A 20,442-nucleotide genomic window follows, 5' to 3' on the forward strand; every position below is an offset into this window, starting at 1 on the left:
ACAGGGAGAGGAAGACCATGAAGAGAACTCTCGGCGCTTGTCTGTGGGCTAGCGCGGCGATTGTCCTGCTGTCGGGGTGCGGCTCGGACGACGACGACGTCTTGGCCCCGCCCGTCGGGACCGCCCCGGCGCCTACCCCAACCCCGACACCGGCCCCCGATCCCCAGATCGTCCAGACCACGCTAGGCGCGGTCCGCGGCGCGACCGAGGCGGGCGTGCAGAGCTTCAAGGGCATCCCCTATGCCGCGCCGCCAATCGGCGCCAATCGTTGGCGTCCGACCCAGGCTGCGCTGCCCTGGACCGGTGAACGCGACGGGACCCGGTTCGGTTCGGACTGCGCACAGGCGGTACGCGGCACGCCGCCGACGCAGGGCGTCTCGGAGGACTGCCTGTTCCTCAACATCTGGCGCCCGGCGGACACCGCGGCGACCGCGCGACTGCCGGTGATGGTGTGGATTCACGGTGGCGGCTTCGTCGCGGGGAGCGGCGCACAGCCGGATTTCACGGGCAACCAGTTCGCGCGCCAGGGCGTCATCCTGATCACCATCAATTACCGGCTCGGACGCCTCGGCTTCTTCGCCTTTCCCGGGCTCGCGACGGCTGGCGAGGTCGAGGGCAATTACGGCTATCTCGACCAGATCGGCGCGCTGCAATGGGTGCGGACCAACATCGCCGCGTTCGGGGGGAATCCCGACAACGTGACAATCTTCGGGGAATCGGCGGGCGGCGTCTCGGTGCACACGCTGTTGACGTCGCCGCTGGCGCGCGGCCTGTTCCACAAGGCGATCATCCAATCCGGCGGCGGACGCGACGGCGTGCTGACCGGCCGGCCGATCCGCAGCGAAGGGACCGATTCCTTCTACCCGGTCTCGGCAGAGTCGGTGGGCATCAATTTCGCAAGGCGCTACGGCATTGAAGGCCGCGACGCGGCCGCGCTCGCCCGTGTACGCGCGCTCGACACCGCGCAGGTGGTCGACAACGGGCAGGAGAGCGCGGGCGCCGGCGGGCCGATCACCTATCCGGGGCCGATCCTCGACGGCCGGCTCGCGGTCGAGACCGCGGAGAGCGCCTATCGCGCCGGACGACAGGCCCGCGTTCCGCTGCTGATCGGCACCAACAGCAACGACTTCATCGGCTTCGTGTCGGCAGCGAACAAGGACGAGCTGTTCGCGCAGTTCGGCGCCAACGCGGCGCGGGCGCGTGCTGCATACGATCCCGACGGAACCCTGCCCTTCCAGCGCGTGCTGCAATCGGTCGGGATCGACCGCGCGCAGGCCGAGCCCGCGCGCTTCACCGCCAACACCTTCGCGGCCACGGGCGTCCCGACCTATCTCTATCGCTTCTCCTACGTGCCGACCGCGCGCCGCGCGCAGTCGCCGGACGGCGTATCGCATGCAGCCGAGATACCGTTCGTGTTCGACACGCTTCCCGCCACGCGGACCGCAGAGGACAGCAGTGTCTCGCGCATCACCAATACCTATTGGGCGAATTTCGCGCGGACCGGCGACCCGAACGGCGGCACGGTGCCCGGCTGGCCGCGCCACGGGGTCAGTATCGACGTGATCTTCGACTTCCGCGCCAACGGAACCCCCGGCGCCGGCCCCGATCCCCGCAAGGATCGGCTCGACCTGGCCGAGGCTGTGGGCGGACTGCCCCGGCCACGATGACGAAGCGGAGGGGGCCGGCTAGAGGCCGCCCCCTCATTTCTTCCACACCGTACGCCGGGAGATGGACGCGTTAGTCCATGTGCCAGCGCCAGCGGCGAACCGCTGGCGGGGATGTGACTGGCGAGACCGGCCCGAACCTGCTCCACCACTTCCGTACAAGCTCAGCGGGAAGCAGACGGCCATCGGCACACCCCGCCAGGAACGTGCCCGTTCCCGGGTTCGTTCGCTTTTTCTTATGGCTTTGTAGACCGATTGGCGGAGAGGGTGGGATTCGAACCCACGGTACCCTTACGGGCACGCCGCATTTCGAGTGCGGTACATTCGACCACTCTGCCACCTCTCCGCGAGGTCATCGGACGCTGTCGAAACAGCGCTGTCGATCGGTCGAGGGGCGCCTCTAGCGCACTGATCCGGCGGGCACAAGCACCTCTCGACGCGTTCTGCTTGTGTGGCACAAAAGAACCATTAGATTGCATCCATGCCCCGTCACGACATCCCTGAAGCTCCCGTTGCCGACATCACCGCACCGCCGATCGCGCATGCCGATTTCTCGATCGGCGACATCGTCCGCCACCGCGTGTTCGATTTCCGCGGGGTGATCTTCGACGTCGATCCCGTCTTCGCCAACAGCGACGAATGGTACGAGGCGATCCCCGAGCACATCCGCCCGAAGAAGGACCAGCCCTTCTACCACCTGCTCGCCGAGAACCGCGAGTCGAGCTACGTCGCCTATGTCAGCCAGCAGAACCTGGTGCCCGACGACAGTGACGAGCCGATCGACCATCCGGCGATCGCGGGGCTGTTCACGGGGCTGGAGGACGGCCGCTATCGCCTTCGGCAGCAGCACCGGCACTGAGCCACCCTCCGTCATGCTGAACTTGGTTCAGCATCCGCCGCACCACGGACGATAGCGTTCGTAGCCAGGTGGATCCTGAACGCGTTCAGGGTGACGATCGGGTAAGAGACGCTGGCGGGTCTTGCCGCCCAAAACGAAAAAGGGCGCGGAGACCATGGTCCCCGCGCCCTTTTCGCGTGTCGCTGCGAACCGATTACTCGGCGGCGGCGGTGCCCTTGGCCGGACGCGTGTCGCGACGCTCGGCGATACGTGCTGCCTTGCCGGTGCGGCCACGCAGATAATAGAGCTTCGCGCGACGCACGGCGCCCTTGCGGACGACTTCGATCGAATCGACGTTCGGCGAATAGAGCGGGAAGACGCGCTCGACGCCCTCGCCGAAGCTGATCTTCCGAACGGTGAAGTTCGAGCCCATGCCCTTGTTCGAGCGCGCGATGCACACGCCCTCATAGTTCTGAATACGCGTGCGCTCGCCTTCGACGACCTTCACGCCGACCTTCAGCGTGTCGCCGGGACGGAAATCGGGGATCGTCTTGGTGGCCAGGAACTTCGCAATGTTCTCGGCTTCGATCGTCTGCAACAGGTTCATGTCGTCTTCCTCGTACGCTGCGCGCCAGAGGGCGGTCCGACCCGAGCGCCCTCATGGCGCTCCCAAAGGTCCGGCCGCCTTAGCCGTGTATCGGTCTCCGCCTGAGCCTTGCGCCAGGCGGCGATCCTCGCATGATCCCCCGATCGCAGCACTTGCGGGATCATGCGCCCTTCCCATTCCGGAGGTCGGGTATATTGCGGGTATTCGAGAAGGCCGCTTTCGAAGCTCTCGTCATCCCCGCTGGAAGCCGCGCCCATTACGCCGGGGAGCAGCCGAATGCAAGCATCGAGCAGCACCAGCGCGCCCATCTCGCCGCCCGAGAGGATATAGTCGCCGATCGACACCTGCTCGATGTCGCGGCCCTCGAACAGGCGCTCGTCGAACCCCTCGAACCGCCCGCACAGGATCGTCACGCCGGGGCCCGCCGCGAGGTCACGGACGCGGGCTTGCGTCAGCGGTTTCCCGCGCGGCGTCATCGCCAGCACCGGGCGACCCGGCGCCTGCGCGTCGAGCGCCGCGGCGAGAACGTCGGCACGCAGGACCATCCCAGCCCCGCCCCCCGCCGGCGTGTCGTCGACCGAGCGATGCTTGTCGGTCGTATAGTCGCGGATCTGCACGGGCTCGCAGGACCACCGTCCCTCACCTAGCGCACGGCCTGCGAGCGACGTGCCGAGCGGGCCAGGGAACATCTCCGGATAGAGCGTCAGGATAGTGGCGGCGAAGATCATAGCGTCCAGTTCTCGATGCGAAGGCCGTCAACATCGGCGAAGTCGCGTTCGTTGTTCGTTACTAGCGTAAGGCCGAGCGCGAGCGCGTGCCCCGCGATCAGCCGATCGAACCGTCCGCGCCGGAACGGAACGCGGCGATACGCGATCGCTGCGTCGGGACCGAACGGTTCAATTGCGACCACGCCGAACAACCGTCCCGCCGCGTCCGCCTTCGACCGATCGCCGCCGGGTACACCGCGCATTAGTTCGGCATAGGCAATAGCCGATGTCACCAGTTCACCGGGCTCGCACGTCTCGATCCTGTGCCGTAATCGCTCGGATGTGCCCTGCAACAGATAGATAAGAACGTTGGAGTCGAGCAGATACCGCGGCTCACTCACGGTCCAGCAACGCCCCGTCCCAGTCGAGATCGCGCGGCTCCATGACCCGATCCTCGTCGGTGAGCAGCTTCATGTCAGGGATCGACCCGTAAATACCTGTCAGATCAATCGTCTTGCGCGCGACAGGCGCGGGTTCGAACGCGAATTTCCCCGCGTCCTCACGCAGCAGCATCTCGTCGCCATCGCTGAGACCGAGAGCCTTCGGCAGCCGCAAGGCAACCGAATTACCCGACTTGAAGACCTTCGCACGATATTCCTTCGTCATCGCACCCTCCGTATCTACTGTCTGTATATACATCGATCGGAAGAACCCGACAAGGAACGTCCGCCCCGCGCGCGCGCTTTGCGGCGATGGACGATTGCATCATCATCGGCGCCGGCCCCGCGGGGCTGACCGCCGCGATCTATCTCGCGCGATTTCACCTTTCGATCCGGCTGCTTGATTGTGGGAGCAGTCGTGCGGCGCTGATCCCGCTGACGCGCAACCATGCGGGCTATCCCGATGGCATCAAGGGCACTGACCTGCTCGCGGACATGCTCGCGCAGGCGGAAAAGTACGGCGCGGTCCGCGAGGGTGTCACGGTCGACGCGATCGAGCCGCTGGACGAGGGGTTCGCGGTCATCGCCGACGGACGTCGCCTGCTCGCGCGCAGCGTGCTGCTGGCGACCGGCGTCGTCAACAACCGGCCTTCGGGCTTGGCGGACGACGTCCACGACGCGGCGCTGGCAAAGGGCCTGCTGCGCTATTGCCCGATCTGCGACGCCTACGAGGTCACCGACAAGCGCGTCGGCGTGATCGGCACGGGCGATCACGGCATGCGCGAGGCGCTGTTCCTGCTCGGCTACACGCGCGACCTGACGCTGATCGCGCCCGACGTGCACGATCTCGACCCCGCGTGCGAAGCCGCACTGGACGAGGCCGGGGTCGTCCGCGTCGACGGCCCGTGCGGCGGGTACGCGATCGAGGGTGACCAGTTCGTGGTCGAAACGGCGGAAGGCCTGCTTCGGTTCGACAGCGTGTATCCGGCGCTGGGATCCGTGATCCGCTCGCACCTCGCGGTCGCGGCCGGTGCGCGCGCGTCGGATGACGGCTGCCTGGAGGTCGACGACCACCAGCGCACATCGGTGCCGGGGCTGTTCGCGGCCGGGGATGTCGTGAAGGGGCTCGACCAGATTTCCCACGCAATGGGCGAGGCCGGAGTCGCGGCGACGACGATCCGCAACATGCTGGCGGAGAAGGTGCCGCTGAGGCGGTAGCGCCCCCGTCATGCTGAACTTGGTTCAGCATCCACCGCAAAACGGGTGGCAACGATTGCGGGAACGTGGACCCTGAAACAAGTTCAGGGTGACGGTTGCTCAGACTTCGATGAAGTCCACGGCAACGACCAACCGCTCGGCATCCCATTCCGGAACCGCCTCGACCCGCATCGGCACCATGAAGCGCTTGCCGGGCTTGCCGTCCTCGCCGGCCGGGCGTTCGATCTCGATCACGTCGCCGGCACCGAAATCGTCGATCGCGACGACTCGGCCGACCGGCTCGCCGTCGCTCGACACGACCGCCAGACCCATCAGGTCCGCGTGATAATATTCGCCCTCTTCGAGCGGCGGCAGCGACGCGCGCGGCACCGTCAGTTCGGTTCCGCGCAACGCCTCGGCGGCGTTACGATCGAGCACTTCGGCGAAGCGCGCGATCGTGCCGTTGCTGCCCGCCCGCGCAGACTTCAACGTCAGCGTACCGCCGTTGAAGCTGCTGTATCCGGACAGGCTCTCGCCGAAGATCTTCAGCCGCACCTCGCCACCGATACCGTGCGCACCGATGACCGCGGCCAGCGTCACCGACGGCTCGCCCGTCGCGTCACCCTTTGGCGGAACCGGCATCTGGGGCGACGTCGGCGCCTTCTGCGGGCTCATCGGCGGAGACGCCTTCGTTGGGCGCGGTTTCGTGCCCGTCGGTCTTGGCGGCGTCTGCGTCATCGGGTGCGGTTCTCGGATCTGGTGGGGTCATCATGCGCTCCTGAGTTGAACCCGAAGAACGCATGACGACCCGATCGGGTGCTTACGACGAGGACGTTGCGTCCTCGACCTCGGCAGCGACGACCTGCTCGGTCTCTTCGTTGCTGCCCGACGCCGGCGCGGCGTTGGCGGCAGCAGCCGCCTCGGCAGCAGCGGCTTCCTTGGTCGCACGCTCTTCGGCGCGCTCGGTGGCCTTCTCGCCCGGCTTGCCCTTGTTCGGGTTGTTGCGCGCGGTCCGCTCGAGGATGCCGGCAGCATCGAGGAAGCGGGCGACGCGGTCGGTCGGCTGCGCGCCGACGCTCAGCCAATGCTTCGCGCGGTCGCCGTCGAGCTGGACGCGCTGCTCGTTGTCCTTGGCGAGGAGCGGGTTGTAGTTGCCGATCTTCTCGATGAACTTGCCGTCGCGCGGGCTGCGGGCATCGGCGACGACGATCTTGTAATAGGGACGCTTCTTGGAGCCACCGCGCGTGAGGCGAATGCTGATTGCCATTTTAGTCTTCCTTCTTGAATTTCGTCACCCCAGCGAAGGCTGGGGTCTTGTGGTTGGTAGGTCCCGCCCTCTCACCGAAGACCCCAGCCTGCGCTGGCGTGACGGTGGGGGGATGGGGGGTTATTTCTTCTTCAGAAAATCGTCGAACCCGGCGGGCATCTGCGGCATCTTGCCGCCGCCCAAGCCCGGCAAGCCGCCGCCCGCCTGGTTCATCATCTCGCCCATCTTGGGGCCGCCGAGCGCGTTGCCGATGCCGCCGAGACCGCCGCCAAGGCCGCCCTTGCCGAGCATCGCCATCATGCCCTTCATGCCGCCCATCTTCTTGATCTTCTTCATGGCGCCGGCCATTTCCTGGTGCATCTTCAACAGCTTGTTGACCTCCTGCACCGTCGTGCCCGACCCCTTGGCGATGCGGATCTTGCGCTTGGCGTTGATCAGCTCGGGCTTGTTCCGCTCCTTGATCGTCATCGACCCGATCATCGCGTCCATATGGACGAGAACCTTGTCGCCGCCTGCACCGGCCACGGCATTCTGCGCCTTCTTCATGCCGGGGATCATGCCGGCCAGCGCGCCCAGGCCACCCATGCGCTGCATCTGCGCGAGCTGCGCGCGCAGGTCGTTCATGTCGAACTGACCCTTGGCCATCTTGGCGGCCATGCGCTCGGCGTCTTCGACCTGGATCGATTCCGCCGCACGCTCGACCAGGCTGACGACGTCGCCCATGCCCAGGATGCGGCCCGCGACGCGCTCCGCATGGAACGCCTCCAGCGCGTCGAGCTTCTCGCCGGTGCCCGCGAACTTGATCGGCTTGCCGGTGACCGCGCGCATCGACAGCGCCGCGCCGCCGCGAGCGTCGCCGTCCATCCGCGTCAGCACGACGCCGGTTAGCGGCACCTGGTCACTGAAGTTCTGCGCGACGTTGACCGCGTCCTGGCCGGTCAGCGAATCGACCACCAGCAGGATTTCCGCCGGGTCCGCGACCTCGGCGACCGCCTGCATCTCGGCCATCAGCGCGGCGTCGACGTGCAGGCGCCCCGCGGTGTCGAGCATCAGCACGTCGAAGCCCTGCAGCTTCGCCGCCTGCAGCGCGCGCCGGGCGATATCGACCGGCTGCTGCCCGGCGATGATCGGCAGCGTCGCGACCTCGATCTGCGTACCGAGCGTCGCCAGCTGCTCCTGCGCGTTTGGGCGATTGACGTCGAGCGACGCCATCAGCACCTTCTTGCGGTCGCGCCCCATCTGGCCGCCCGACAGTCGCTTGGCGATCTTGGCGGTCGTCGTCGTCTTGCCCGAGCCCTGCAGGCCGACCATCATGATCACGGCGGGGGGTGTGACGCCCAGCTCGAGCTCGGCGGTCGCCGCGCCCTCGCCGCCGCCGAGCATCTCGACCAGTGCGTCGTTGACGATCTTGACGACCTGCTGGCCCGGCGTGATCGACCGCAGCACGTTCTGCCCGACCGCGGTCTCGGTGATCTTGTCGACGAACGCCCGCGCCACGGGCAATGCGACGTCGGCCTCGAGCAGCGCGACGCGCACTTCGCGCATCGCCGCGCGCACATCCGCCTCGGTCAGAGCGCCACGGCCGCGCAGACGGTCGAAGACGCCGCCAAGACGATCGCTCAAGCTGTCGAACATAGCCAAAACCCTTTCGTGTCGCCAAACGCAAAAGCGCCGGCGGGCGAAACCTCGCCGGCCAGCGTGCACCCTTGGATGCTCGTCATCTGCATTCCGCAACGGAACTGGCATCGGCTTTAGGCGAAGACGGCCCGGATCGCAAGCCGCGCCTGCGTCAGCCCCTTCGATCGCCGGCCCGAGGGCATTAACGACTGATAGCGGCGAAAACGCGGACGATTGGGTTTTGAGCGCCTGCCGTGCGTCAGGATGCCTTCAAAGCACGGCGAAGTGTCGGCACGCCTTAACGGCTCCTACACTTCCACCATGCGATACGCAGTGCCGTTCCAGTTTTCACAGGGTCGACATGCCGATGATAGTACCGCCGGCGATCTTCCGGCCTGCCAAGCTCGACAGCGAATTCCTGACCGGTGCCGTCACCGGCGCGGCGACCTTGCTGTTCGTCGGGACCGGCGGCGCGGTGCTGTGGCAGGTGCTGCAGGCGATCGGCAACGACGCCTCGGTCGACCGCACCCTGCTGATCGCGATGCTGCTGAACGTCGCGCTGATCATGCTCGGCTGGTTCCGCTACCGCGCGATGACGCTGGCGCTGACCGTGCTGACCGACGCCGGCGAACAGGCGCGCCATCTCGCGCGTCACGATTCGCTCACCGGCTTCCTCAATCGCCGTTGCTTCGCCGACGAGACGGCGGAGTTGCTCGCGACCACGCAGCGCCGCGGCAAGGCGGTGGCACTGCTCGCGATCGACATGGACCAGTTCAAGTCGGTCAACGACATGCACGGCCACGCGATCGGCGACGCGCTGCTCGCGCTGATCGCGGACACGATCCGCCATGCGATCCCGTCGAGCGCACTCGTCGCCCGGCTCGGCGCCGACGAATTCGCCTGCGCCTTCGCCTTCGACGTGCAGCATGCCGACACCGTCGATCACGTCGCCGAGCGGCTGATCGCCGACCTGTCGCTCCCCTTCCGCCCCTGTGGCGTCGAGATCCACCCCAGCGCCTCGATCGGCATTTCGCGGTCGGACAGCGACGGCGGTGCGATCGACGCGTTGCTTCGCACGTCCGACATCGCGCTCCACGCCGCCAAGGTCGCAGGTCGCAACCGCCACGCCTGGTTCGACCGCGCGATGGAGCGCTCGATCCAGGCCCGCGCCGAACTCGAAACGGGCCTGCGCATCGCAATTCCCCAGGCGCAGATCGTGCCCTTCTTCGAACAGCAGGTCGATCTCGCCACCGGCCGCATCACCGGGTTCGAGGTGCTGGCGCGCTGGGAACACCCCACGCGCGGGCTGATCATGCCCGACATGTTCATCCCGGTCGCCGAGCAGACCGGCATGATCGGCGAATTGTCGCTGTCGGTGATGCGACAGGCATTCACCGCGGCGCGCGACTGGGATGCCGGGCTGACGCTGTCGGTCAACATCTCGCCGATCCAGCTGCGCGATGCGTGGCTGGCGCAGAAGATCATCAAGACATTGGTCGAGACCGGCTTCCCCGCCAGCCGGCTCGAAATCGAGATCACCGAAAGCGCGCTGTTCGAGAACCTCGCGCTCGCGCAGTCGATCGTCGGCAGCCTCAAGAACCAGGGCATCGCGCTCGCGCTCGACGATTTCGGCACCGGCTATTCGAGCCTAGCCCATCTCCGCGCGCTGCCCTTCGACCGGATCAAGATCGACAAGAGCTTCGTCGGCTCGATCCTCGACAATGCCGAGAGCGCGGCGATCGTCAACACGATCGTCCGGCTGGGCGACAGCCTCAACCTGCCGATCACCGCCGAGGGAATCGAGGACGATGCGGTCGAGAAGCGGCTGTGCGCGATCGGCTGCACCAAGGGTCAGGGCTATCTCTACGGCCGACCGCTCGGCGCCGCGCATGTGCGACGGCTGCTCGCCGAGAAGCGACTGCTGGCGCAGCACCCCGCCGTCTCGGGGCTCGTCGACACACCGTCGATCCGGTTGGCGCGGTAATCCGCTCGGGCGCCGGCGCGGTCTCCCACGGCGTCCGGATGTAGCGCGATGGACATCGCCCCTGACCGCCCCTAGATCGCTCGGCATGTCGTCAGCCCCCGCGCCGGCGGTGATCAGCCTGGGTTGCCGCCTCAACATCGCCGAAAGCGAGACCATCCGCGCGCTCGTCGCCGGGCGGGACATGGTGGTGGTCAACAGCTGCGCCGTCACCAACACCGCGGTCAAGGCGACGCGCGTCGCGATCCGTCGCGCCCGGCGCGACCGGCCGGACGCGCAGATCGTCGTGACGGGGTGCGCGGCGCAGATCGACCCCGCCGGCTTCGCCGCGATGCCCGAGGTCGACCGCGTGATCGGCAATGCCGACAAGCTGGCGCCCGCCGCCTGGCAGAGCACCGCGCCGGTCGTCGTCAGCGACATCATGCAGGTGCGCGACACCGCCCCACACCTCGCCGCCAGCTTTTCCGCGCATGCCCGCGCGTTCGTCGAGGTCCAGAACGGCTGCGACCATCGCTGCACCTTCTGCGCGATCCCGTTCGGCCGCGGACCCAGCCGGTCGGTCCCTGCCGGCGCGGTCGTCGACCGGATCGCGGGGCTGGTTGAGGCCGGCCACCGCGAGATCGTGCTGACCGGCGTCGACCTGACCAGCTACGGGCCCGACCTGCCCGGCAGCCCGACGCTAGGCCAGCTCGTCGAACGCATCCTGACCCGTGTCCCCGCGCTCGACCGCCTGCGCCTCTCTTCGCTCGATGGCATCGAGATCGACGACCGGCTGTTCGACCTGCTGACCGGCGAGACGCGGATCATGCCGCACGTCCACCTCTCGCTGCAGGCCGGCGACGACATGATCCTCAAGCGCATGAAGCGCCGCCACACCCGCGCCGACAGTGTCGCGCTCGTCGACCGCCTCCACGCCGCCCGCCCGGACATCGCGATCGGCGCCGACCTGATCGCGGGCTTCCCGACCGAGACCGAGGCAATGGCGGCAAACACCCGCGCGCTGATCGCCGACTGCGCCATCGTCCACGCGCACATCTTCCCCTATTCGCTCCGCGCCGGTACCCCCGCCGCGCGGATGCCGCAGGTCGAACCCGAGGTCCGGAAACAGCGCGCAGCCCAACTGCGCGAGACCGCCGCGGCCGCCACCGCGGCGTGGCACGAGCGCCTCGTCGGCACCACGCAGCACGTCCTCATTGAAAACCCCGGCGATCGCGGTCATGCGCCCAATTTCGCGGACATACGCCTCTCCCCGTTCGCTCTGAGCGAAGTCGAAGGGCCCGCGGTTGGGACTGTCGTCCCGGTCGCCATCACCGCCGCCACCGCCACACATCTGACAGGCACGCCCCTATGAGCACATCCTCCACCTGGCACGACAAGCTCCTCGGCGGCTTCAAGCGCACCTCGGACCGCCTCGTCGGCAACCTCGCCGGCCTCGGCGCCGCGCGGCTCGACGACGATACGCTCGACGATATCGAGGAGGCGCTGATCGCGTCCGACCTCGGCCCCGAGACCGCGGGCCGGATCCGCGCGCGGCTCGCCGACGGCGCGTTCGAGCGCAACATGGAGGAGCTGGGCATCCGCGTCATCGTCGCGGAGGAGGTCGAGAAGGTCCTCGCCCGCGTCGCCGTCCCGCTCGAGGTCACCGCCTTCCCGCGCCCGCAGGTGATCCTGGTGATCGGCGTCAACGGGTCGGGCAAGACCACCACCATCGCCAAGCTCGCGCACCTGCTGATGGAACAGGATTACGGCGTCATGCTTGCCGCCGGCGACACCTTCCGCGCCGCGGCGATCGGCCAGCTGCGCACCTGGGCCGACCGCGTCGGCGTGCCGATCGTCACCGGGCCCGAGGGCGGCGACGCCGCGGGCGTGGTCTGGGACGCGGTCAAGAAGGCGACCGAGACCGGCATCGACGTGCTGATCGTCGACACCGCCGGCCGCCTGCAGAACAAGCGCGAGCTGATGGACGAGCTGGCGAAGATCCGCCGCGTACTCGGCCGCATCAACCCGGCAAGCCCGCACGACATCGTCCTCGTCCTCGACGCGACCACCGGCCAGAACGCGCTGCAGCAGATCGAGGTGTTCAAGGAGGTGGCGGGCGTCACCGGCCTCGTCATGACCAAGCTCGACGGTACCGCGCGCGGCGGCGTGCTGGTCGCCGCGGCGGAGAAATACGGCCTGCCGATTCACGCGATCGGCATCGGCGAGGGCATGACCGACCTGCGCCCGTTCGACGCGAACGAGGTCAGCCGGATCATTGCGGGCGTCGAGGGCGTTCGGAAGTAGCGCGGGGCACGTACCGCCCCCCGTTCGTCCTGAGCGCAGTCGAAGGACAGGTCAGCTCGTGGCAAGGTCCTTCGACTACGCTCAGGACGAACGGCGATTGGCCATATTTTGGATGACACAGTGACCAAATCCCCCTCCCCCGGCCTGCGCATGGCGATCGACTACGGTCCGCTCGCGATCTTCTTCGCGGTGAACTTCCTCACCCCCGGCCTCCCGATCGTCCGCGTGATCGCCGCGACCACCGCGTTCGTCGTCGCCACCGTGATCGCGATGATCGTGTCGAAGGTGAAGGCCGGACACATCTCGCCGATGCTGTGGATGTCGGGCGCGCTGGTCGTCGTGTTCGGCGGGCTGACGATCTATTTCCACGACGAACGCTTCATCAAGATGAAGCCGACGATCGTCTACGCGATGTTCTCGGCGATCCTGACCTTCGGGCTGGTCACCGGACGCCCGCTGCTCCAGTCGCTGCTCGAGACCGCCTATCCCGGCCTGACGCCCGAGGGCTGGCGCAAGCTCACGCGCAACTGGGCGATCTTCTTCGCCTTCATGGCGGTGCTGAACGAAGCGGTGTGGCGCAACACGACCTGGGATTTCTGGGTCGGCTTCAAGCTTTGGGGGGCGATCCCGCTGACCCTGCTGTTCGCGTTCGCCAACATCCCGATGCTGCTCAAGCACGGCCTGCAGACCGGCGAGAAGCTCGACCTGCCGCCCGCCGACTGAGACCCGCCGCACGGACCAACCTGTACCGCAGCCGACAACTCCGTTCAGGAACGATGTCGTTTCATAACCGTATCACCCGTCACAGCCCGATACTCGGGTCCGAAGGGAATACCGCATGAAGTTCACCCAGCTGCTCGCCGCCGGCCTCGCTTTCGCCACGCTGAGCATCGGGGCCACCGCCCCGGCCGAAGCGCAGCGCCACGACCGTGGCTATAGCCGCGACCACCGCGGCAACCATTACGGCAACGACCGTCGCGACGACCGCCGTTTCCGGCATGACCGCCACGACCGCCGCGACGACCGTCGCTATCGCGGGCGCGACGATCGCCGCAACGGCTACAGCCAGCGCTGCCGTTTCGAGACGCGCGGCGGCCAGCGCATCCAGCGCTGCCGTTGATCAAATCGCGGGCGGTGGCATGATGTCGCCGCCCGCACGTTGATGTGAAAGGACCCACGATGCGCCTGCCCGTCACCCTCTCTCTGATCGCTGCGACCTGCCTCGGGGCTGCCGCCCCCGTGCTCGCCCAGAGCACCGCCGACGACGCCCGCTTCGCGCAGGCACAGAGCCGGTTCGACCGCGAATACCAGCTCTATCGCCAGGAAGCCGACCGCTACCGCTCCGCGCGCGGCGGTTACCAGACCCAGGGATCGACTGGCCCGTACCGCCAGGCGCCCGATGCCCGCTACGACACCCAGGTTTACGCCGACGAACGCGACGAGGGCAATTACGACCCCGCGCGCGACTATCGCGTCGGCCCGAACTATCGCGAGCGCGTGCTGAGCAACGACGACCGCGTCTATGCGGGGCAGGACGGCCGTTATTACTGCAAGCGCAGCGACGGCACGACGGGCCTGATCGTCGGCGCGGCGGGCGGCGGCATCCTCGGCAACGTCATCGATGGCGGCCGGTCGCGCACCGTCGGCACGCTGCTCGGCGCCGCGGTCGGCGGTCTCGCCGGTCGTGCGGTCGACCAGAACAACAGCCAGGTCCGCTGCCGCTGATGCCCCGGGACGGCGAGGTCGACGCGCTGATCGCCCGGCTCGACCTCGCCCCCCATCCGGAGGGCGGCTTCTACCGCGAGACCTTCCGCCAGCCCGGCTCCGATGGCGGCCGCGCGCTCGCGACGACGATCCTGTTCCTGCTACCCGCCGGCGCCCGCTCGCACTGGCACCGCGTCGACGCCGCCGAGATGTGGATGTGGCATGCCGGCCACCCGCTCGACCTGCTGATCGACGACGCGCGACTGCTGCTCGGCGGTGACGTGCTGGCCGGCGAGCAGCCGCAGGGGCTGGTACCGCCTGATGCTTGGCAGTCGGCGGAAGCGAACCATGGCTGGGCGCTGGTCAGCTGCTTTGTCACCCCCGGCTTCGACTTTGCCGGCTTCGAGCTTGCACCCCCAGGCTGGACGCCACCAGACTCCCTTCCCTGAAAGGGAGGGGTCGGGGGTGGGTCGGCTTGGGGCGGACGCGACGGTCCCCGTCGGGCCACCCCACCCCCTGCCCCTCCCTTCCAGGGAGGGGAGTAAACGCTACTTCGCCGGCCCCATCAGCTTCTGCGCGAAATAGGTCATCTGCAGCGCCTGCAACCGCGCGCCCTGCGCGATGTCCGCATCGCCCGAATGCCCGCCCGCGGTGTCCTCGTAGAACAGATAGGGCAGCCCATATTCCTTCAGCCGCGCCGCGAACTTGCGCGCGTGCTGCGGCCCGACGCGGTCGTCCTTGGTCGTCGTCCAGATATAGGGCTCGGGATACGCCACGCCGCGCTTGATGTTCTGATAGGGCGAGATCGTCTCGAGGAACGCCTTCTCCGCGGGCACCGACACCGATCCATATTCGTCGACCCACGACGCACCCGCCGCGATCCCCTCGTAGCGGATCATGTCGAGCAGCGGCACCTGGATGGTCACCGCCTTCCACAGGTCGGGATGCTGGTTGAACTCGACGCCCATCAGCAACCCGCCGTTCGACCCGCCATAGATGCCGAGCTTCGCCGGGCTCGTCAGTTTCCGCGCGACCAGGTTCTTCGCGACCGCCGCGAAATCGTCGTAGATGATCTGCCGCTTGGTCTTGCGACCCGCATCGTGCCACGCCGGCCCGAACTCGCCGCCGCCGCGGATGTTGGCGAGCACGTAGGAGCCACCACGCTCGAGCCACAGCTTGCCGGTCGACCCCGAATAGCTGGGCGTCATCGACACCTCGAACCCGCCATAGGCGGTCATGATCGTCGGCGTCGTGCCGTCGAGCACGATGTCCTTCTTGTGGACGATGAAATACGGGATCTTGGTGCCGTCGGTGGAGGTCGCCTCGAACTGCTCGACCACGTCGTTCGATGCATCGAACTTGGGCGGCAGCGTCTTGATCGATTTCGGCGCGCCGCCTGCCGCGTCCAGCGTCCAGAGCGAGGTGGGCGTCAGGAAGCCGGTGACGGTCAGATAGGCATGGTCGCTGCGATCGCTGCTGCTCGCCACGTCGATCGAGGCGTTGTCGGGGAGCGTCAGCGGCGCGGAGGTCCAGCCCTTGGCGCCGTGCGCAAACACCATCGCGCGGCCGCGGACATTGTCAGTGACGACCGCGATCAGCTTCGACTTGGTGCCTGCGACGCCGTCGACCGACTGCCGTGCGTTCGGCGCGAAGATGATCGTTGGGGTCATCGTGCCGCGCTCGACATCGGCGAGCGGCACCGACGCGATCGCGCCCGCGGGCACCTTGCCCCAGGGCTCGCTGGTCGAGAAGATCACCTGCCCGTCGACCATAGCGACCGGGAAGGTCCGCGGCGGAAGCGCCATCGGCTTGGTCCCGGACGGCGTCCAGATCAGCTTGTCCGCGCCGAAGAAGGTCGAGCGGCGCTGGATCACGACCAGCCGGTTCCCCTTGTCGTCGGTCAGCACCGAGGCGGCGGTGCCGCCCTGGTCGGTCGCGGCACCACGATAGACCTCGGTCGCGGCCGACAAAGGCTGGCCGCGCTTCACCTGCTTCATCACGAACGCATAGCCCGACGCGGTCGTCGTCCCCGCCCCCCAGTCGCGCGCGACGAGCAGCGTGTCCTTGTCGACCCAGCTCGCATTCTGCTTCGATGTCGGCAGCGTGAAGCCGCCCTCGACGAACTTGCCCGTCGACAGGTCGAACTCGCGATACGTCACCGCATCCTCGCCGCCCTCGGACAGCGCGACGAGGCACAACCGCTCCTCGGGCTGCAGGCAGGTCGCGCCCTTCCACACCCATTGCTTGCCCTCGGCCTTGCCGAGCGCGTCGAGGTCGAGCGCGACCGTCCAGTTGGGCGCAGCGGCGGCATAGTCCGCCTCGCTGGTCCAGCGCCACAGCCCGTGAGGATGCTCGGCATCGCGCCAGAAATTGTAGATTCGCCCGAACCGCTGGTCGGGCATCGGGATGCGGTCCTTTGCTGCGGCGATCGCGAGCGCCTCGGCATGGAAGGTCGCATAGCGCGGGTCGTTCTGCAGCCGCGGCAGGGTGCGGGCGTTCTCCGCCTCGACCCAGGCGAGCGGCTTCGCGCCGTCCTTGTCCTCGAGCCAGATATAGGGGTCGGTGGCATCGATCTTCGTCATCGCGCCCGTTTGCGCGAGCGCACTGCTGCCCGCAAGCATTGCCGCCACCGTCGTCATCAAGATCTTGCGCATTCAAAAACCCCATCGTCACCCCGGACTTGTTCCGGGGTCCACCGTGCCGCAAAGCAGCCCGCGTCGAGTGTGCGGCACCATGGACCCCGGAACAAGTCCGCGGTGACGGAGTATGGGCGTAGATGAACGACGGCCTTCCCAAACCGCGCCGCTATCTCGCCGTCGCGGCGATCTCGGCGGGGACCGCGCTCACGATCATCGACGGCGGCATCGCGACCGTCGCGTTGCCGACGATCGCGCGCGACCTGGGCGTCGACAGCAGCGCGGTGGTGACGGTCGTCACCGTCTACCAGCTGATCCTGGCGATGGCGTTGCTCCCCTTCTCTGGCCTCGGCGACCGCATCGGGCTGAAGCGGATGTACCAGTACGGCCAGCTGATCTTCACCGTCGCGACGCTGCTCTGCTTCTTCGCGAAGAGCCTGCCCTTCCTGCTCGTGGTCCGCGCCGCGCAGGCACTGGGCGCCGCCGCCGCACTCAGCGTATCATCGGCGCTGATCCGATCGATCTACCCGGCAAAGCAGCTCGGCCGCGGGCTCGGCATCAACTCGGTCGTGGTGTCGAGTTCGGCCGCGCTCGCCCCCACGATCGGCGGCCTCGTGCTCGCGATCGCGCCCTGGCCCTGGGTGTTCGCCAGCGCGGTGCCGTTCGCGATCGCCAGCCTCGTGCTCGGTCGCGCGCTGCCGGATCCCGTCCCGCGCGAGGAGAAGTTCGACGTGCTCGGCGCAGTCATGTGCGCGGCGATGTTCGGACTCGTCATCGGCGGCGCGGAGACCGCGGTGCACGGCAGCAGCCCGGTGGTCTCGGCCGCAATCGTGCTGACCGGCATGCTGATCGGCTATTTCTTCGTCCGGCGCGAACGCGGCGAGACCAAGCCGATCCTGCCGATCGACCTGCTCGCCCGCCCCGTCCTCGCACTGTCCGCGATCGGCGCCTATACCGCGTTCATCGCGTCGATGACGTTGCTGCTCTCGACGCCGTTCCGGCTGACGCACGGCTTCGGCTGGGGAGCAGCCGAGGTCGGCGCGGCGATCGCGCCGTGGCCGCTGACGAACATGATCGTCGCCCCGCTCGCCGGCTGGCTGTCGGATCGCTATCCCGCCGGTATCCTGGGCGGGATCGGCATGAGCATCTCGATCACCGCGCTGCTGCTGATCGCGTTCATGCCCGCGGACCCGAGCTATTTCGACGTCGCCTGGCGGATGGCGCTGTGCGGATCGGGGTTCGGGATGTTCATGCCCCCCAACGCCCGCCTGATCATCGGCAGCGCACCGCGCGAACGCGCTGCCGCTGCCGGCGGGCTCGTCTCGACGGTCCGTCTGGTTGGGCAGACCACCGGCGCGACGCTGGTCGCCGCGTTGCTGGCGAGCGGGATCGGCGCAGGCATGGCGCCTCCGCTGGTCGCCGCCGGCCTCGCGCTGATCGCCGGCCTGTGCAGTGTCGCACGCCTCCGCCCCTCGATCCGCAACCCGCCGACCGAGGAAGCAGAGGACGTCCAACCCGCGCAGACGACGGTGCGGTAAAGGGAGCCCCCCACCCACTCCGTCATCCCCGCGAAGGCGGGGATCCATATCCTCTGCCATCGACACCAATTCGCGACGGCAGCCAGATCCGTGATTCCCGCGTCCGCGGGAATCACGGATCTGGGTTCAGGCAGCCGTCAGAACGCCGACGTCGCCTTCGCCTCCCCCATCATCGCCTGGCGCAGCAACGGGATCGGCGGCCCGCCATAGCTCAGCACCTGGTCGTGGAACGCCTTCCACGCCTTCCGCCCGCCGCGTGTCGCGGTCCAGTCGGTCCGCAGCTTGCGGATCATCAGCTTGCCGAGCGTATAGTTCAGATACGCCGGATCATAGGTCCCGCGCGCCGCCTGCTGCCGGGCATTGCCCTCGTCCTGGTAGCATTGGTCGACGAACATCCGAAACGACTGCTCCTGCGTCATCCCGTTCGCGTGCAGCCCGATCGCCGACAGGAACCGGCAGTCGCGTAGCAGCGCGTTCGAGATCTGCCCGACATGCGTCTCGGGATCGCCGTCATTGAGCCCGGCCTCCCACATCATCTCCTCGGTATAATGCGCCCAGCCCTCGGCGAACGCATAGCCGACGAACAACCGGCCGAAGAGCGACGGCGAGCGATTGGCGTGCAGGAACTGCAGGAAATGCCCCGGCATCACCTCGTGCACCGAGGTGAAGAGCAGGTCCTGCTTCCCCGGCACGAACGCATCCTGCACCGCCTTGGTCCAGCTCGGATCGGGCGGCGAGATGTAATAGACCGACGGCACGCCCTTATCGAACGGCCCCGGCGGATCGATATAGGCCGAGTTCTGCCGGTTATAGGGCGGGCTCTCCTCGACCAGCGCGGCTTCGGTCCCCGGGATCGTCACCAGGTCGTGATCGACCACGAACTTGCGCAACGTCGGAATCTGCAGCCGCGCCGCCGCGACCGGCCCGCCGACCGGCTTGTTCGCGTTCATCTTCGCCATGCAGGCGGGGATCGTCGCACCCGGCGCGAACTTTCCGCACGCCTCCGCCAGCGCCGCCTGGTTGCGCTTCAAATCCGCCTGGCCGACCGCGGTCAGCGTCGCGAGCGGCGTATCCACCCCCTCGGTCGCCTGGATCATCCGCGCGAACCGATCCGGCCCCAGCGCGAAGTCCTGCGTCGCGGTCGCCCGCTGGCTCTCCAGCCACGCGCCCAGCGCCTTCATCGATTTGGACGCTGCCGCCGCCGCGACGTCGAACTGCTTCTGCAGCGCCGGGTCCTTGACGCTGGCGAATGCCGCCTTCGCATCGCCGGTATAATAATCGGCAAAGCCATTGAACGCCGCCGCGCCGAAATTGACGTAGCTGAGCGGCATCGGCGCCTTAAGGTTCGCGCGGATGTTCGCCGTCGCCGTCGGTACCTTCTCCAGGAACACGGTCAGCGCCTTCAGCCGCACCGCCGCGGGCGCATAGTTGCGCGCGACATAGACGTTCGGGTCGAGCCCGGCGTTGACGTACCAGGCCGGGTTGCGATGCGGCTGGTCGGCATCCTCGAGCCAGAACAGCTTCCCTTGCGCGACGGTGATCAGATAATCGCGCTCGAACGCGTCCGCGCCGGTCAGCGCGGTGAACCCCTTCGCTCTCGCGATCGACGCGCGCAGGAAATCGCCCTGCACCTTCAACCCGGCGGGGCTCCAGTCGCCCAGCCCCCCGTCGAAATCATGCCGTCCCTGGTACACCGCCCCAGCCGGGTCGATCCTGAACCAGCCCTCGATGAACCCGTCGCGGAACCCCGCCCAGCTTGCGGCAGGCGTTGCAGCGGACTGGGCGGCAACAGCCGGCCGCTCGGGCATCGTCGCCCCCACCAGCGCAAGCGCCGCCACCGACAGTGCAAGACCGAGCCGCATTCCATTCTCCTGATTCGTCGCGAATTCGTCGTCGGGCCGATGCTGGCAGACGCCGGACGGCAGCGCCAGCACCGGAACGCGGGCTGACGCCGACCGTTACC

The 20,442-nt window shown here is 67.8% G+C and carries 20 protein-coding genes and 1 tRNA gene; 11 read left to right on the forward strand and 10 right to left on the reverse strand.

The features are described 5' to 3' along the window. Nucleotides 1-17 precede the first annotated feature (17 nt). Nucleotides 18-1,667 carry a carboxylesterase/lipase family protein gene (locus FSB78_RS09140; RefSeq protein ID WP_147082047.1) on the forward strand — a complete coding sequence of 550 codons (1,650 nt, stop codon included), beginning with the start codon at nucleotides 18-20 and terminating at the stop codon, nucleotides 1,665-1,667. A 253-nt stretch (nucleotides 1,668-1,920) separates the two neighbouring features. On the opposite strand, the gene FSB78_RS09145 is transcribed toward FSB78_RS09140, so the two are convergent. Next, nucleotides 1,921-2,010 (reverse strand) — tRNA-Ser (locus FSB78_RS09145). A gap of 135 nt (nucleotides 2,011-2,145) precedes the next feature. On the opposite strand from FSB78_RS09145, the gene hspQ reads away from it, so the two are divergent. Beyond that, a complete protein-coding gene (hspQ, locus tag FSB78_RS09150; RefSeq protein WP_147082049.1) occupies nucleotides 2,146-2,523 on the forward strand; it encodes a heat shock protein HspQ in 378 nt (125 codons plus the stop codon). Nucleotides 2,524-2,716: 193 nt separating this feature from the next. Here hspQ and rplS read toward each other — a convergent pair whose 3' ends face one another. Genes rplS through FSB78_RS09170 form a run of 4 tightly spaced genes read right to left on the reverse strand, consistent with a single transcriptional unit; the run spans nucleotide 2,717 to nucleotide 4,482 of the window. Further along, nucleotides 2,717-3,109, reverse strand: a complete 393-nt coding sequence (rplS, locus tag FSB78_RS09155; RefSeq protein WP_147082051.1) for a 50S ribosomal protein L19 — start codon at nucleotides 3,107-3,109, stop codon at nucleotides 2,717-2,719. Next, a complete protein-coding gene (trmD, locus tag FSB78_RS09160; RefSeq protein WP_147082053.1) occupies nucleotides 3,106-3,837 on the reverse strand; it encodes a tRNA (guanosine(37)-N1)-methyltransferase TrmD in 732 nt (243 codons plus the stop codon). The genes rplS and trmD overlap by 4 nt, the downstream gene beginning before the upstream one ends. After that, nucleotides 3,834-4,217, reverse strand: coding sequence for a type II toxin-antitoxin system VapC family toxin (locus FSB78_RS09165; protein WP_147082055.1), 384 nt, complete (start codon nucleotides 4,215-4,217; stop codon nucleotides 3,834-3,836). Before FSB78_RS09165 ends, trmD begins: the two co-directional genes overlap by 4 nt. After that, a complete protein-coding gene (locus tag FSB78_RS09170; protein ID WP_147082057.1) occupies nucleotides 4,210-4,482 on the reverse strand; it encodes an AbrB/MazE/SpoVT family DNA-binding domain-containing protein in 273 nt (90 codons plus the stop codon). Before FSB78_RS09170 ends, FSB78_RS09165 begins: the two co-directional genes overlap by 8 nt. 86 nt (nucleotides 4,483-4,568) lie before the next feature. Between FSB78_RS09170 and FSB78_RS09175 the strand changes: the two genes are divergently transcribed. Further along, complete coding sequence (locus FSB78_RS09175; protein WP_147082059.1) at nucleotides 4,569-5,474, forward strand: NAD(P)/FAD-dependent oxidoreductase; 906 nt, start codon at nucleotides 4,569-4,571, stop codon at nucleotides 5,472-5,474. Between the two features lie 99 nt (nucleotides 5,475-5,573). Here FSB78_RS09175 and rimM read toward each other — a convergent pair whose 3' ends face one another. The 3 genes from rimM to ffh form a co-directional block, all read right to left on the reverse strand. Continuing rightward, nucleotides 5,574-6,095 (reverse strand): ribosome maturation factor RimM, encoded by a 522-nt coding sequence (gene rimM / locus FSB78_RS09180; RefSeq protein WP_147082061.1) that lies wholly within the window; start codon nucleotides 6,093-6,095, stop codon nucleotides 5,574-5,576. A 178-nt stretch (nucleotides 6,096-6,273) separates the two neighbouring features. Next, on the reverse strand, nucleotides 6,274-6,720 hold the full coding sequence (rpsP, locus tag FSB78_RS09185) for a 30S ribosomal protein S16 (protein ID WP_147082063.1): 447 nt from the start codon (nucleotides 6,718-6,720) through the stop codon (nucleotides 6,274-6,276). 120 nt (nucleotides 6,721-6,840) lie between these two features. Then, a complete protein-coding gene (gene ffh, locus FSB78_RS09190) occupies nucleotides 6,841-8,355 on the reverse strand; it encodes a signal recognition particle protein (RefSeq protein ID WP_147082065.1) in 1,515 nt (504 codons plus the stop codon). A gap of 343 nt (nucleotides 8,356-8,698) precedes the next feature. Between ffh and FSB78_RS09195 the strand changes: the two genes are divergently transcribed. From FSB78_RS09195 to FSB78_RS09225, 7 genes are all read left to right on the forward strand, one after another. Next, nucleotides 8,699-10,321, forward strand: coding sequence for a putative bifunctional diguanylate cyclase/phosphodiesterase (locus tag FSB78_RS09195; RefSeq protein ID WP_147082067.1), 1,623 nt, complete (start codon nucleotides 8,699-8,701; stop codon nucleotides 10,319-10,321). Nucleotides 10,322-10,406: 85 nt separating this feature from the next. After that, nucleotides 10,407-11,669, forward strand: a complete 1,263-nt coding sequence (gene mtaB / locus FSB78_RS09200; protein WP_147082069.1) for a tRNA (N(6)-L-threonylcarbamoyladenosine(37)-C(2))-methylthiotransferase MtaB — start codon at nucleotides 10,407-10,409, stop codon at nucleotides 11,667-11,669. Beyond that, the gene (ftsY, locus tag FSB78_RS09205; protein ID WP_147082071.1) at nucleotides 11,666-12,601 is read left to right on the forward strand and encodes a signal recognition particle-docking protein FtsY; all 936 of its coding nucleotides are present in this window, start codon (nucleotides 11,666-11,668) and stop codon (nucleotides 12,599-12,601) included. Before mtaB ends, ftsY begins: the two co-directional genes overlap by 4 nt. Nucleotides 12,602-12,721: 120 nt before the next feature. Then, entirely contained in the window at nucleotides 12,722-13,324 is a 603-nt protein-coding gene (locus tag FSB78_RS09210) for a septation protein A (RefSeq protein WP_277872704.1), read from the forward strand. 115 nt (nucleotides 13,325-13,439) lie between these two features. Then, the gene (locus FSB78_RS09215) at nucleotides 13,440-13,721 is read left to right on the forward strand and encodes a hypothetical protein (protein WP_147082073.1); all 282 of its coding nucleotides are present in this window, start codon (nucleotides 13,440-13,442) and stop codon (nucleotides 13,719-13,721) included. A 59-nt stretch (nucleotides 13,722-13,780) separates the two neighbouring features. Continuing rightward, nucleotides 13,781-14,326, forward strand: coding sequence for a glycine zipper 2TM domain-containing protein (locus FSB78_RS09220; RefSeq protein ID WP_147082075.1), 546 nt, complete (start codon nucleotides 13,781-13,783; stop codon nucleotides 14,324-14,326). Continuing rightward, entirely contained in the window at nucleotides 14,326-14,754 is a 429-nt protein-coding gene (locus FSB78_RS09225; protein ID WP_147082077.1) for a cupin domain-containing protein, read from the forward strand. Before FSB78_RS09220 ends, FSB78_RS09225 begins: the two co-directional genes overlap by 1 nt. Before the next feature lie 99 nt (nucleotides 14,755-14,853). Here FSB78_RS09225 and FSB78_RS09230 read toward each other — a convergent pair whose 3' ends face one another. Further along, the gene (locus FSB78_RS09230) at nucleotides 14,854-16,959 is read right to left on the reverse strand and encodes a prolyl oligopeptidase family serine peptidase (protein ID WP_147082079.1); all 2,106 of its coding nucleotides are present in this window, start codon (nucleotides 16,957-16,959) and stop codon (nucleotides 14,854-14,856) included. A 122-nt stretch (nucleotides 16,960-17,081) separates the two neighbouring features. Here FSB78_RS09230 and FSB78_RS09235 point away from each other — a divergent pair, with 122 nt between their 5' ends. Then, nucleotides 17,082-18,479 carry an MFS transporter gene (locus tag FSB78_RS09235; RefSeq protein ID WP_147082081.1) on the forward strand — a complete coding sequence of 466 codons (1,398 nt, stop codon included), beginning with the start codon at nucleotides 17,082-17,084 and terminating at the stop codon, nucleotides 18,477-18,479. Nucleotides 18,480-18,616: 137 nt separating this feature from the next. Here FSB78_RS09235 and FSB78_RS09240 read toward each other — a convergent pair whose 3' ends face one another. Then, nucleotides 18,617-20,341 (reverse strand): DUF885 domain-containing protein, encoded by a 1,725-nt coding sequence (locus tag FSB78_RS09240; RefSeq protein ID WP_147082083.1) that lies wholly within the window; start codon nucleotides 20,339-20,341, stop codon nucleotides 18,617-18,619. Nucleotides 20,342-20,442 lie beyond the last annotated feature (101 nt).

Origin of the sequence: Sphingomonas ginsenosidivorax (assembly GCF_007995065.1) — a bacterium.
Taxonomy (GTDB): Bacteria; Pseudomonadota; Alphaproteobacteria; order Sphingomonadales; family Sphingomonadaceae; genus Sphingomonas; species Sphingomonas ginsenosidivorax.